The organism is Micromonospora sp. WMMB482, from assembly GCF_019038635.1.
In the GTDB taxonomy this organism is placed as follows: Bacteria; Actinomycetota; Actinomycetes; order Mycobacteriales; family Micromonosporaceae; genus Micromonospora; species Micromonospora marina.
In genome coordinates, this window is record NZ_JAHOPD010000020.1 from 832418 (window position 1) to 846234 (window position 13817).

Consider the following 13817-nt stretch of genomic DNA (forward strand, 5'->3'; position numbering starts at 1 on the left):
CCCGCACGGGGAAAAGCGAAGCGGGCCGGGACTCGAGGTCCGCGGCCCGCAACGCTTTCGGAACTACTGCTGCGGCACGATGCTGACGGTCTTGCGACCGCGCTTGGTGCCGAACTGCACCGAGCCGGCGGCCAGCGCGAACAGCGTGTCGTCGCCGCCACGGCCGACCAGGTCACCGGGGTGGAACTTGGTGCCACGCTGACGGATGAGGATCTCACCCGCGCTGACGACCTGACCACCGAAGCGCTTCACGCCGAGTCGCTGGGCCGCGGAGTCACGGCCGTTACGCGAGCTGGACGCACCCTTTTTGTGAGCCATTGGAGGACGACCTACTTCCCGCTGGAGATGCCGGTCACCTTGACCTGGGTCAGCGGCTGGCGGTGACCCTGGCGCTTGTGGTAGCCGGTCTTGTTCTTGAACTTGTGGATCCGGATCTTCGGGCCCTTGGTGTGCGCGGCGATCTCGCCGGACACCGCGACCTTGGCGAGCTTCGCCGCGTCGGTCACCAGGTCGTCACCGTCGACGAGGAGCACCGCGGTGAGCTTCACCGCGTCGCCGGGGGCACCGGCGAGCTTCTCGACCTCGATCACGTCGCCCTCGGCGACCTTGTACTGCTTGCCGCCGGTCTTGACGATCGCGTACATCGGAGGCGGACTCCCTGTCGTTGAGGCTACTGGCGTCTATTCCACCGCTGTCGGCTGTCACACCGTTGGCGGTCGTTCCCACGGCGTCTCGCCGGGAGCCGTGACACCGGCAGCGCGGGCACGCGGGAACTCGGCACACCAAAGTGCGCCGCAGGCAAGCGTACGCCATACCCGGCCCGCCCCCCAAACCGGGCTGCCGGTCGGTGCCTCCCCGCCCGGCTCGGCGGGCACGACAGGGCCCCCGCTCCGCCGGGAAGAGGCGGGGCGGGGGCCCGGTACGCGCGGGTCAGCGCGTCAAGACCTCACGGCCGGGTACGCCGCCGGGCGCCACCGCGGCGTGCCCGCCGGCGCGGCGCGCCGCTGTCGTCGTCGTTGTCCCCGTCACCGATCGCGTCCGGGTCGTCGGCGGCGGCCAGCCGGGCCGAGTCGCCCTCCTGGCTGTCCGCGACCGCCGGGGCGGCGGGCGTGTCCGTCTCGAACCGGGACAGGTCGTAGCCCTGGGTGTCGTAGTAGTCGTCGTCGTTCTCGACCACCTCGGCGACGGTCCGCTCCGGCGCGACCGGCGACTCGGCGGCCGGCTGCTCCGCCGCGGGCTTCTCCGCGGCGGCCTTGCGGCCCCGGCGGCGGCCGCTCTTCTCCTCGGCCGGCGCGGCGACCGCCGAGGCGACCGCCTTGACCTTCTCCCCCGCCCCGGCGCGCGGCTTCTCCGGCACCGGCTCGGTGTGGATGATCAAGCCACGGCCCTTGCAGCACTCGCAGGTCTCGCTGAACGCCTCCAGCAGGCCCGCGCCGATGCGCTTGCGGGTCATCTGCACCAGGCCGAGCGAGGTGATCTCGGTGACCTGGTGCTTCGTACGGTCCCGGCCGAGGCACTCGGTGAGCCGGCGCAGCACCAGCTCACGGTTCGACTCCAGCACCATGTCGATGAAGTCGATCACCACGATGCCCCCGAGGTCGCGCAGCCGGAGCTGGCGCACGATCTCCTCGGCCGCCTCCAGGTTGTTACGGGTGACCGTCTCCTCCAGGTTGCCCCCGGAGCCGGTGTACTTGCCGGTGTTGACGTCGACGACAGTCATCGCCTCGGTGCGGTCGATCACCAGCGAGCCTCCCGAGGGGAGGAAGACCTTCCGGTCCAGCCCCTTGAGGATCTGCTCGTCGATCCGGTACTCGGCGAACACGTCCGCCACCCCGGCGTGCCGGCGCAGCCGCGCCACCAGGTCCGGCGACACGTGCGACAGGTACGACTCGACCAGGTCGTACGCGGACTCGCCCTCGATGACCAGCTCGCGGAAGTCCTCGTTGAAGAGGTCCCGGACCACGCGGATGACCAGGTCCGGCTCCTCGTAGAGCAGCACCGGCGCGCCACCCTCGGTCGCCTTGGCCTGGATGTCCTCCCACTGGGCCTGGAGACGCTTGACGTCACGCGCCAGCTCGTCCTCGCTGGCGCCCTCGGCCGCGGTCCGGACGATCACCCCGGCGCCGTCCGGCACCAGCTTCTTCAGCACGTCCCGCAGGCGCTTGCGCTCGGTGTCGGGCAGCTTGCGGCTGATCCCCGAGGCGTTGCCGTTGGGCACGTAGACCAGGTGCCGGCCGGAGAGCGCGATGTGGCTGGTCAGCCGCGCGCCCTTGTGCCCGATCGGGTCCTTGGTCACCTGCACCAGCACCGAGTCGCCGGAGCGCAGCGCCTGCTCGATCGAGCGGGCCCGGCCCTCCAGGCCGGTGGCGTCCCAGTTGACCTCACCGGCGTACAGGACCGCGTTGCGCCCGCGCCCGATGTCGACGAAGGCCGCCTCCATGCTCGGCAGGACGTTCTGGACCTTGCCCAGGTAGACGTTGCCGGCCATGGTGCCGGACGAGTTCCGCGTGACGTAGTGCTCCACGAGCACGCCGTCCTCGAGCACGGCGATCTGGGTGCGGTCGCCGCGCTGGCGGACCACCATCACCCGGTCCACCGCCTCGCGGCGGGCCAGGAACTCCGACTCGCTCAGGATCGGCGGCCGCGTACGCCGCTGCTCGCGGCCGTCCCGGCGGCGCTGCCGCTTGGCCTCCAGCCGGGTCGAGCCGGAGACACCCTGCACCTCGTCGACCGGCTTGCGCGGCTCACGGATCTTGACGACGGTCGGCACGCCGTCCTCGGCGGCGGTGTCCGCCTCCCCGGCGCCCCGGCGGCGACGACGGCGACGGCGGCGGGTCATCCCCTCGCCCTCGTCCTCCTCGTCCTCCGCGGGCTCCTCGGCCTCGCCCTCGGCGGCCTCGGCCGCGGCGGTGGGCTCCTCGACGTCCTCGTCGTCGGCCTCGTCCGCGCCGCCCTTGCCCCGGCCACGACCCCGGCGGCCCCGGCGGCGGCGACGGCGGCCCGCGGCCGTCTCGTCGTCCTCGTCCCCCTCGGCGATCTCCTCGGCCTCGGCGGCGGGCTCCTCCTCGGCGGCCTCCGGCTCGGCCTCGGCCTCGACCGGCTCGACCTCACGGCGGCCACGACGGCGGCGCCGGCCGGTCTCGACCGCTTCCTCGATCGGCTCCTCGGCGGCCGGGTACGTCACCTGGACGGCCGGTGCCTCGTCGGGCTGCGGCGCCATGAACAGGACGGTCGGCGCGGAGAGCGCGGCACGACGCCGGCGGCCCGTGGCCGGCGGCGTCTCGGCCGGCTCCTCGGCCGCACGCGGCACGGCGGCGCCCGTCGCGTCCGCCGGGCCGCCGCGGGCCAGGTTTACCTCTTCGGTACGCGCAGCCGCGGCGCCCGCGTCCGCAACCGCCTCGGCGTCCTCGTCCTCGACGTCCTCGCCGGTTGTCTCACCGATGCCGGCCGCGCCGCCGGTGCTCGCCAGGCCGGCGGCCTTGTTGCCGCGGGCGGTGGTCCTGCCGCCGGTGGCGGTGCGCCGGCCGGTGGGGGCCTGCGCCGCGGTCCCGGCGGTGTCGGCGGCGACGGCTTCGTCCGGTGCGGTGGCCTCGCCGCCGTCGATGTCGGCGCGTCCCTCGGCGATCAGGTCGCCCCCGGGCGCGGAGACCGGTCCGTCGATCACGCCGTCCGAGGCCGCCTGCCCCGCGACGGCGGTCTCCTCCGGCGCGACGGTCTCGGCAGCCGGCGGCGTGGCCTTGCGACGACGGGTCCGGGTCACCTTGACCGGCGGCACGACCTCCTCCGAGGCGGCCTCCACACCGGCCGCGGCCACCGGCTCCTCGACCGCCTTCGCCGGGGTCGCCTTGCGACGCCGCCGGGTGGTCTTCGGCGCGGTGTCCAGTTCGCCGGCCACCGGCGCGAGCACCTCGGCCTGCGGCGACTCACCGCTGCCGGTCACCGTCGTGGACGCCTCGACCGGTGCGTCGGTCTGCTCCGGCTGGTTCAGCGGAGCGGCCTTGCGGCGGCTGGCCCGCTTACGGGCCGGTGGCTTGGTCTCGGCGACACCCTCCGCGACGGCGCCGCCTTCCGCGGGGACGCCGCCTTCCGCGGTGACGCCGTCGGCGCTGCCGGAGGCGGCACCCTCGGCGCCGGCGGCGGTCGCGCTCGCGGCGCTGCCGGAGGCGGTGGTCGGGCTGTCGGCGGTCATCCCGGCCGGCTCTGCGCCGGTCCGTTCGCCGCCCTCGGGCTCGTTCTCGAGCATGGACGTTCTCCAGTTCTGGCCGCCCCGGGCGCGGGTGAGCGCTGCCACGCAGGGTTGCCGCAAAGGTGTTTCCGCCGGGCGCGCAAACGCGCGACCGCCGAAGTCTGCCTGCCAGAGCGTTGACCGACGGTCAACGCTCTCCGATGGTTGCCCCGTCGCGATCCGCTTCCAACGGATCGACGATCTCGCCCTGCGCGGTCAGCGTGCCCTGCGCCAGCCGGATCACCTTCGGGGTGACCGGCGGCTCCAGGGCGGCCACCGCGCGGAGGCCGGACAGGACGTCATCGGGCCGAACGGACGGGGTGACCTGCCGCACGACCAGTTCGAGTATCGCACACGGTACGGCCGCCGCCCCGGAAGGCGTCTCAGCCGGAGCCATGGCATCGATCGACGCCACTGCCGCGCGGGCGTCGAACGTACGCCGCCCCTGCTTGGTCATCCGCTCGACCTGGATCTCCTCGGCGGCGGTGAAGGCCGCCACAGCCTCCGCGAGCACCTTCGGATCGACCTCGGGCAGCTCGATCCGCCAGTACGACGCCTCGATCCGGTCCGCCAGGCTGCCGCCGGTGGCCTCCACCGCGTCGAGCACGTCGAGTCCGGGCGAGAGCGCGGCGTCGAGCGCCTCACGCAGCCCTGCCGGGTCGACCGGCTCACGGAGCCCGATCTCCAGGTACTCGGCCTCGCTCGCCACTCCCGTCGGGGCAGCCGAGGCGTACGAGATCTTCGGGTGCGGGGTGAACCCCTGAGAGAAGGCGATCGGCACGCCGGCCCGGCGCAGCGCGCGCTCGAAGGCCCGCGCGAAGTCGCGGTGCGAGGTGAAGCGCAGCGGCCCACGCTTGGCGTACCGGATACGGACCCGCTGGACGACGGGGGCCTGGCCGCCCTCGGGTTGAGGCTTTCTGGCGATCGTGAGCTCCTCGGCTGTGCCTGCGTATCTGTCTCATCCTGACGCAGCACCCGCCGCGCCCCACACCCGGGGCCATCCCACCCACCCCAAACCCCGACAAACCACCGCTCCACCCCACCCGCCTCACCCCGCGATCATGAAGTTGGCGGCACGATCGAAGATCGACTTCACCGTCAACTTCATGATCGTCAGGTTGGGGTGCGCGGGTGGGCGCGGGTGCGGGAATGGGAGGCGTGCGGGTCAGGGGCGGGTGTCGCCGGGTGGGGCGTACGGGCTCTGCCCAGGTGAGGTGTGGCGGGCCTGGCCCTGGGGCGGGTAGGCGTCCGCGCCTGGCTGGGGGTATCCGCCCGGCTGGGGGTGTGCTCCGGGTGGCGGGTAGCCGCCGGGTGGGCCGTAGCCGGGCGGCGGGGCCGCCGCGTGACCGGCGGGTACCGGCGGGCCGTGCCCACCGCCGTCCATCCGGTCCAGCGCCTCGCCCGGGATCGAGCCGGCCTCGGCCAGCTCGCGCCGGTGACGGCGACGGTTCCAGATCAGGAACACCACGAGCGCCAGCAGCACCACGAGCGCCACGGCGATGCCGATGCCGATCACCATGACCTGCTGGTCGGTGGGGCCGCCCCGGTCGCCGTACTTCGTCACGTCGAAGTTGTCGTCCTCGGCGGCGGCCGGCGGCGCGGACGCGCTCGGCGCGGCGGCCCCGAGCAGCGGGTTCGCCGACACCGACGGCACGTCGGCGGTGAGCGCCGCCACCGGGTCGATCCGGCCGAAGCCGAACCGCGGGTCGCGGCCGGGCGGGCCGGCGTCCCGGGCGGTACGGATCATCCGGTTGATCACGTCCGACGCGGAGAGCCTCGGGTACTTCGACCGGATCAGCGCCGCGACGCCGGAGACGACGGCCGCGGCGTCGGAGGTGCCGTCACCCCAGCCGTAGCCCCGATCCGGGCCGATGTTGTAGACCTCGTCGCCGGGCGCGGCGATCACCGCTTCCGGGCCCTGGGCCGATCCGGACCAGAAACCCCCGCCCCGGACCGTGCCGGTCACCGCGATCACGCCGGGGATCTTGGCGGGTGAGACGACGTCCGGGCCGGCCTGCCGGACGTTGCCGGCCGCGGCCACCACGACCACATCGCGCTCCAGCGCGTACCGGATCGCGGCCTCCTCGACCTCCTCCACCGGCCCGGCGCCGCCGTACGACAGGTTGAGCACCTTCGCCCCGCCGTCGACAGCCATCCGGATGCCGGTCGCGGAGTCGTCCTTGGTGGCCGCCGCGCCGACGGGCTTGCGGATGGGCAGGATCCGGGCGTCGGGCGCGATGCCGACCACCCCGGTCCCGTTGGCCGCGATGATCCCGGCCATGTGGGTGCCGTGGCCGTCCGGGTCGCGCTGGCCGTCGCCGGAGTCGCGGGTGCTGCCCCCGGCCAGGACCCGGCCCCGCATGTCGGGGTGCCCGGCGTCGACGCCGGTGTCCAGCACGCCGACGACGACGCCCCGCCCGGTGGAGACCTGATGCGCCCGGTCGATCCGCAGCTCGTCCAGATACCACTGCTCGGCGCGCCGCGGCGCGGCGACCGCCGGCTGGGCGGCACCCAGCAGCATCAGTCCGGCAAGCAGACCGGCCGCCACCGGCCGGAGCGCGCCGACGTGCACCTTCATCCGTCTGTCCTCATCGCAGGATGCCCGGAGACGCACCGTCACCGGCGCCCCACGGATCGTCGTCCTCAGTCAACCATGACGAGTGGCCCGCCGCGTCGCCGCCGTGACCGGCGCTGCCGTGACCGCCCATCATTCCGCCGCCCATCATCCCGGCGCCGGCGATCCCGCCACGCGCGCCGCCCGCACCGCCCGGTCCCGCCGCGGCCGCGGCCTTCAGCGCGCTGGCCGCGCTGGTCAGTGGCGGAACCTTGCCGTTGCCGCCGCCGACCATGCCGGGCAGGCCGCCCATGGCCATGCCGCCTGCCGCGCCGATCCCGCCGCCGCCGATCCCGCCGCCGCCGAGTCCGCCGGCCGAGCCCAGGCCGGCCCCGCCGCCGAAGCCGCCGCCACCGGCGCTCAGTCCGCCCGCGCCACCGCCGCCACCCAGACCGAGCGTGCCCGGTCCACCGGCGGTGATCGTGCCGGGCCCGCCCGCGCCGGCCAGACCACTGCCGTACTCCGGGGTGCCCGAGCCGGGGGCACCACCGAGCTCGGGGATCCCCCCGGTGGTCGGCGGGGTGTAGGAGCCGCCGCCGGGGATGCCACCGCCTGGCACACCGGTGCTCGGTGGCGTGAACGAACCACCACCCGGCGCGCCTCCGCCTGGGATGCCGGTGCTGCCGATGGACGGCATGGGGCCGCCACCGCCGGGCATGCCGCCACCGGGCATGCCTCCGGGCGCGCCGCCACCGGGCAGGCCGCCGCCGGGCACACCCGTCGGGGGAACCCGCGGGTCGCCGCGGTAGCCGTCGCCCAGCTCGCTGTCCGTGGGGCGGGGTACGGCCAGCTTGGGGCGCTCGGCCTCGACCGCGGCCGGCAACGGCGACATCGCCGCGTTGGCCGCCTTCTGGTTGTCGTTGTACCAGTTGTCGAGGTGCGACTTGGTGTCCCACCAGCCGCCGCGCTTCTGGTCGCTGGCGTTGCCGTCGACCTTCATGGTGGCTTCGAGGTCGTCGGCCTTGTCGCGGAACGCGCCGTCGGCGTAAAGCGCCTGGTTGCCCTGGTAGTCGCTGCGCAGGGCGGTGAGGAAGCCGGACTGGCTCTCACCGTCGCGCGCGTCGTCCAGCTCGGTGCCGCCGGGCAGGCTCCACTCGTTCCAGCCGAAGTTGTCCATCAGCGGGATCGGAATGCTCGCCACCGCCGTACGGATGTCACCCTCGATCCGCGTCAGCGCGCCACTGACGTTGCTGGCGTGCGTGATGAGTTCCTCGATCTGCTTGCCGATGTCGCCGAGGTGCTCGCGGTACGCGTCGCCGCCGCTGCCCTTCCAGCCGGCGAGCATCCCGGGGAGGCCGCCGGTGTGCGGGCGCTCCTGCCCCGCCGCGATCGGGCCGACGAACGAGCGACCGACGAGCGAGTCGCGCAGGTGGCCGAGCGCGGTGGAGAGGTTCTTCCAGCCCGCGCCGACCGATCCGACGGTTTCCGGGTCCGCCGAGAGCGTCACCTCACGGACGCAGCGCTCCCAGGTGCCTCCTGCCATGACCGTCTCCCCCTCAGGCCGTGTACGGGTAGGTGGGCTGCTGCCCGGCGTCCGGCGGCGGGGCCGCGGACTCCAGCAGCCGCTCGATGTCCTTGCCGTTGGCCGCGTTGCGGGCCTCGGCGTCGCGGAACGCCTTGGCGATGTCCTGTGTGCCCTGCTTCAGGCCGGCCAGCTTCATGGAGATGGCCTTGAGGTGAGCCTCCATGCTGGCCGTGGACGTGGTCAGCGCCTGCCACTGCATCCGGGCGTCCTCGTACGCGCCGAACGGCGTGCCGTTGGGCACCGTCTGCGCGTTGCCGCTGTCGCCCTTCATCCGCTCCTTGATGCGCTCCATCTCCCAGGAGATGGTGTCCTCGACGTACTGCTTGAGGCGCTCGATGTACTCGGCCGCCGCATCCAGGTCCTCGACGCTGACGTGCAGATCGCCGGTGTCCGGCGGATTGATGCCCATCCTGACTGTCCTCCCCGCTACCGGCCCCGGCCGGTCCATTACGGACGCAGCGTATCGAGGAAGAACCAGTCGGGGCACCCCCACCCCGCGTACCGCGGTGGTCACCGGGGGAAGACGGCGGAGCGCGGGAACCCGATCGGGTTCCCGCGCTCCGGTGGGTGCGGGCGGCCTCAGCCCTGAGCGGCGGCGGGCAGCTTCAGTCCGTTGACCGGAGTGAGCGGCAGCAGCTTGCGGCCGGTCGGGCCGATCTGGATCTCGGTGTCCATGGACGGGCAGACACCGCAGTCGAAGCAGGGGGTCCAGCGGCAGTCGTCCTGCTCGTACTCCGACAGCGAGTCCTGCCAGTCCTGCCAGAGCCAGTCCTTGTCCAGGCCGGAGTCGAGGTGGTCCCAGGGCAGGACCTCCAGTTCCTCGCGCTGCCGGGTGGTGTACCAGTCGAGGTCCACGCCGTACGCCGGCAGCACCTCGGCGGCGGCGTCCACCCACCGCTGGTACGAGAAGTGCTCGCTCCAGCCGTCGAACCGGCCGCTGCTCTCCCAGACCTTGCGGATCACCGCGCCGACCCGGCGGTCGCCCCGGGACAGCAGGCCCTCGATCAGCGACGGCTCGCCGTCGTGGTAGCGGAAGCCGATCGCCCGGCCCAGCGAGCGGTCGCTGTTGATCGCCTGCTTGAGCAGCTTGAGCCGGCCGTCGATGACCTCCGGCCGCTCCATCGAGGCCCACTGGAACGGGGTGTGCGGCTTCGGCACGAACCCGCCGATGGAGACCGTGCAGCGGATGTCCTTGGATCCGGTGGCCGCCCGGCCGGCCCGGATCACCTCGTGCGCCATGTCGGCGATCTCCAGGACGTCCTCGTCGGTCTCGGTGGGCAGGCCGCACATGAAGTAGAGCTTCACCTGCCGCCAGCCGTTGGAGTACGCGGTGACCACCGTACGGATGAGGTCTTCCTTCGACACCATCTTGTTGATCACCTTGCGGATCCGCTCCGACCCGCCCTCGGGCGCGAAGGTCAGACCGGTCCGCCGCCCGTTGCGGGACAGCTCCTGGGCCAGGTCGATGTTGAACGCGTCCACCCGGGTCGACGGCAGCGACAGCGAGACGTTGGTGCCCGCGTACTGCTCGGCCAGGCCGGAGCACATGTCGCCGATCTCCGAGTGGTCGGCCGACGACAGCGACAGCAGGCCGACCTCGTGGAAGCCGGAGAACTCCAGCCCTTCCTTGACCATCTGGCCGACCGTGGTGATCGAGCGCTCCCGCACCGGGCGGGTGATCATGCCGGCCTGGCAGAACCGGCAGCCGCGGGTGCAGCCCCGGAAGATCTCCACCGCGTACCGCTCATGCACCGTCTCGGCGAGCGGGACCAGGGGCTTCTTCGGGTACGGCCAGGCGTCCAGGTCCATCGTCGTGCGCTTGTGCACCCGGAACGGCACGTCCGGGCGGTTCGGCACGACCCGCTGGATCCGGCCGTCCGGCAGGTAGTCGACGTCGTAGAAGCGCGGCACGTAGACGCTCTCGGTCCGGGCCAGCCGCAGCAGCAGCTCGTCCCGGCCGCCCGGGGAGCCCTCCGCCTTCCACTCCCGGACGATGGCGGTGATCTCCAGCACCGCCTCCTCGCCGTCGCCGAGCACCGCGGCGTCGACGAAGTCGGCGATCGGCTCCGGGTTGAACGCGGCGTGCCCGCCGGCCACGATCACCGGATCGGCGTCGGTGCGGTCGGCGGCGAGCAGCGGGATGCCCGCGAGGTCGATCGCGGTGAGCAGGTTGGTGTAGCCCAGCTCGGTGGAGAAGGAGACGCCGAACACGTCGAAGTCGCGGACCGGGCGGTGGGCGTCGACGGTGAACTGCGGCACGCTGTGGGCGCGCATCAGCTTCTCCAGGTCGGGCCAGACCGCGTACGTCCGCTCGGCGAGCACGTCGGGCAGCTCGTTGAGCACCTCGTACAGGATCTGCACGCCCTGGTTGGGCAGGCCCACCTCGTACGCGTCCGGATACATCAGCGCCCACCGGACGGTCGCGGCGTCCCAGTCCTTGACCACCGCTCCCAGCTCTCCACCCACGTACTGGATGGGCTTGGTCACCTGCGGCAGCAACGGCTCCAGCCGGGGCCAGACGGAGTTGGCGGCGGCGGGACGCGGGGTCGTGGACGGGGCACTCATGATGCCCAAGCGTACGCGGTGCCCCCGCCTTCTCCCGCGCCCGCGCCCGTGTCCGCCGTGTTGATCAAGGAGTTTGTGTGCTGTCCGGCGCTCCCACCGGACACGAACTCCTTGATCACCCGAGTGGGGCCGGGCACCGGGGCGGAATTCGTCCTGGGTGGCGGTGCGGTACTAACCTCGCAACGGGCGCGAGAGGAGATAGCCGCGATGCCGCAGCCGCAGCCGGGGGCGGACCGGCCGGCCGACGGGGCCGAGATGCCGTCCGTCACCGAGCCGGCGACCGCCGTCGACACCGAGGACGCCACCGGCGCCTCGGCTCCGGCGTCGCCGTCCGGCACTCCGGAGGCCGCCGACGACCGGACCTCCGCCGAGCAGCCGTCCGGCGCCGCCGACGGCAAACCGCACGACGGTACGCCCCAGCGCCGGCCGTCCGCCGTCGCGTCGGACGAGCAGCCGCACCGCGCCGAGCCCGGTGAGCAGTCGGACCAGGCCGAACCCGCGTGGCAGCACGAACAGGCGCTGCCGGAGGACCGCCCCGCATCGTCCGAGCAGGCCGAACCGGTAGACCCAGCCGACACCGCCTCCGTCGACGACACGAGCCCGCACCCGCCGGCGAGCACGACGACCGTCGACGCCCCCACCGGCGACGCCGGAACGTCGGCCGACGCGCCCACGGACAGCGAGGCCCCGACCGCCGACGCCGGAACGCCGGCCGGCACCGACGCCACCCCGCCCGTACCGGCGACCCGGGCGCGGGGCTCCGCAGCGGTTCCCGGCCGCACCACGCCCGTCCCCACGCCGCGGACCGGACGCCGGCCGGATCCGACCCGGATCGACCTCGCGCCGCAGCCTCCCCCGGACACGGCCACGCCGGATCCGACGAAGGTCGAGAACGCCCCGGCCTCCACCCGGGCCGGGAACACGCCGGACCCGACCCGCGTGGAGAACGCCCCGAACCCGACCCGGGCCGAGGCGCCCCGCTGGAGCGGTTCCGCCGCCGTCCCGCCACCGCAGCCGCGACGGCCCGCCTGGGGCGAGTCAGCCGAGCCCACGCCCGTGCCGCCGCTCGCGTCGCCGGAGCACGCCACGCCGGTCGACCCGTGGGCCGGGGTGGACACCACCGGCTGGGAGCTGCACGCCCCCGAGCTGCCGCCGCTGACGCCGACGCTGCCCTACACCGCGCCCTGGACCGCGCCGGGCAACCCCCACCCGGCCCACCCGGCGCCACCGGCGGCTCACCCGAACCCACCGGCCCACCCCGCCCCGCAGCCGGCGCCACCGGCCCATGCCGCGCTGCCCGCCGCACGCCCGGTGTCGCCGCCGCCCAGCGCGCCGTACCCCGGACCGGCCCGGCCGGTGTCGCCGCCGCACAGTCCGCCGCACCACCCGGGTGCGCCGGCCGCCCGGCCCGTCGCGCCGCCGCCCGTCGCGCCGCCGCCCGTCGCCCCGCCGGCGAAGCCCGGACGGACGCCGAAGCAGCGCCGGGGCAAAGCCGGGCCGCCTGTCGCGCCGCCGCCGGGCTGGCAGCAGCCGCCCAAGCGGACCCGGCGCCGGCGCCGCTGGCCCTGGGTGCTGCTGCTCTCCGTGGCCTGCTGCTGCGGCGTCCCGCTCTGGTGGATCCAGCCGGTCTCCAGCCAGTACCCGGCCAGCGCCACCCTCCCGGACCAGATCGACTCGCTGCGGCTGCGCCAGGACCAGCGCAGCCGGGCCGCCGCCGAGGAACTGAAATCCCGGGTACGCGAGTCGAACCTGCTCGCCGAGGACACGTTCGCCGGCATCTACACCACGAACGACGGCAAGCGGGTGACGTTGTTCGGCAGCACCGGCCTGCGGCTCAGCCCGGAGTCGGACGCCAAGTCGGAGATCGACCGCCTCGCCGGCGACTACGCGCTGAAGGAGTCGGTGGCAGTGGACACCGGCGTACGGGGACGCTACGAGCGCTGCGCCGTCGGCCGGGCCGACGGCGACTCGGTGGTGGTCTGCGTCTCGGCCGACCACGGCAGCCTCACCACCGGCGTGTTCACCCGGCTCTCGGTGGACGACAGCGGGCGGCTCCTCGACGACCTGCGCCAGCGCGTGGTGGTGCCGAAGTCCTGACCGCTCAGGCGGCCTGGTCGCCGCCGGTCTGGTCGGCGCGCTTCGGGGCGTAGCGCGGGACGTACTCCTGGCCGCTGAGCTTCTGGATCTCGGCCATCATCTCGTCGGTCATCGCCCGCAGCGACGTGCGGTCGTCGGGACGGCCGGTGAAGTCCAGCGGCTTGCCGAACTTGATAGTGATCTTGGCGCGGCCCGGTCGCGGGATCCGCGTACCGATGGGCTGGGCCTTGTCGGTGCCGGTCACGCCGACCGGGATGATCGGCACACCGGCGGCGATGGCCAGCCGGACGGTGCCGGTACGCCCACGGTAGAGCCGCCCGTCCGGCGAACGGGTGCCCTCCGGGTAGACGGCGACCAGGTCACCGGCCTTGAGCACCGGGATCGCCGCGTCGAACGCGGTGAGCGCGGCCCGGCCCCCGGCCCGTTCGACCGGGATCGCGCCCAGGCCGGTGAGCACGAACTTGGAGAAGCCGCCCTTGAGCCCGGTGCCCGTGAAGTACTCCGACTTGGCCCAGAACGCCAGGTGCCGGGGCACCACGGTGCCGAGGAGCAGTTCGTCGGCGACGGAGAGGTGGTTGCTGGCGAAGATCGCGCCGCCGGTCGCCGGGATGTGCTCCAAACCCTCCACGTGCGGACGGAAGGCCAACCGGAGCGCGGGCGCCACGGTGAGCTTGCCGATGGTGTAGAGCAGGGGCACGGGTCCTCCGGCGGTCGTACGTGAAACAGGCGCTGTCACGGTAGCCGACGCGGCCGTCCGCCACCGAGCGGGTGGCCCGCAGTCCACTCGCTGG

The 13817-nt window shown here is 73.9% G+C and carries 10 protein-coding genes; 1 reads left to right on the forward strand and 9 read right to left on the reverse strand.

All coding sequences use genetic code 11. The features are described 5' to 3' along the window. Positions 1–63: 63 nt before the first annotated feature. The 8 genes from rpmA to KSK32_RS04765 form a co-directional block, all read right to left on the reverse strand. Positions 64–318: a 50S ribosomal protein L27 gene (gene rpmA, locus KSK32_RS04730; protein WP_013288010.1), complete on the reverse strand. Its 255-nt coding sequence runs from the start codon at positions 316–318 to the stop codon at positions 64–66. 11 nt (positions 319–329) lie between these two features. Beyond that, positions 330–644, reverse strand: coding sequence for a 50S ribosomal protein L21 (gene rplU, locus KSK32_RS04735; protein ID WP_018787289.1), 315 nt, complete (start codon positions 642–644; stop codon positions 330–332). A gap of 302 nt (positions 645–946) precedes the next feature. Continuing rightward, complete coding sequence (locus KSK32_RS04740; protein WP_216928824.1) at positions 947–4243, reverse strand: Rne/Rng family ribonuclease; 3297 nt, start codon at positions 4241–4243, stop codon at positions 947–949. A gap of 130 nt (positions 4244–4373) precedes the next feature. After that, entirely contained in the window at positions 4374–5093 is a 720-nt protein-coding gene (locus KSK32_RS04745; RefSeq protein WP_216935814.1) for a TIGR03936 family radical SAM-associated protein, read from the reverse strand. Positions 5094–5390: 297 nt separating this feature from the next. Further along, positions 5391–6803 (reverse strand): type VII secretion-associated serine protease mycosin, encoded by a 1413-nt coding sequence (gene mycP / locus KSK32_RS04750; RefSeq protein WP_216928826.1) that lies wholly within the window; start codon positions 6801–6803, stop codon positions 5391–5393. Between the two features lie 10 nt (positions 6804–6813). Beyond that, on the reverse strand, positions 6814–8322 hold the full coding sequence (locus KSK32_RS04755) for a hypothetical protein (protein ID WP_216928828.1): 1509 nt from the start codon (positions 8320–8322) through the stop codon (positions 6814–6816). Positions 8323–8335: 13 nt separating this feature from the next. After that, positions 8336–8773: a hypothetical protein gene (locus tag KSK32_RS04760; protein ID WP_013288016.1), complete on the reverse strand. Its 438-nt coding sequence runs from the start codon at positions 8771–8773 to the stop codon at positions 8336–8338. A gap of 170 nt (positions 8774–8943) precedes the next feature. Continuing rightward, positions 8944–10929 carry a TIGR03960 family B12-binding radical SAM protein gene (locus KSK32_RS04765; RefSeq protein ID WP_216928830.1) on the reverse strand — a complete coding sequence of 662 codons (1986 nt, stop codon included), beginning with the start codon at positions 10927–10929 and terminating at the stop codon, positions 8944–8946. A gap of 207 nt (positions 10930–11136) precedes the next feature. Between KSK32_RS04765 and KSK32_RS04770 the strand changes: the two genes are divergently transcribed. After that, a complete protein-coding gene (locus KSK32_RS04770) occupies positions 11137–13026 on the forward strand; it encodes a hypothetical protein (protein ID WP_216928832.1) in 1890 nt (629 codons plus the stop codon). A gap of 4 nt (positions 13027–13030) precedes the next feature. Here KSK32_RS04770 and KSK32_RS04775 read toward each other — a convergent pair whose 3' ends face one another. Next, positions 13031–13723 carry a 1-acyl-sn-glycerol-3-phosphate acyltransferase gene (locus tag KSK32_RS04775; RefSeq protein ID WP_216928834.1) on the reverse strand — a complete coding sequence of 231 codons (693 nt, stop codon included), beginning with the start codon at positions 13721–13723 and terminating at the stop codon, positions 13031–13033. Positions 13724–13817 lie beyond the last annotated feature (94 nt).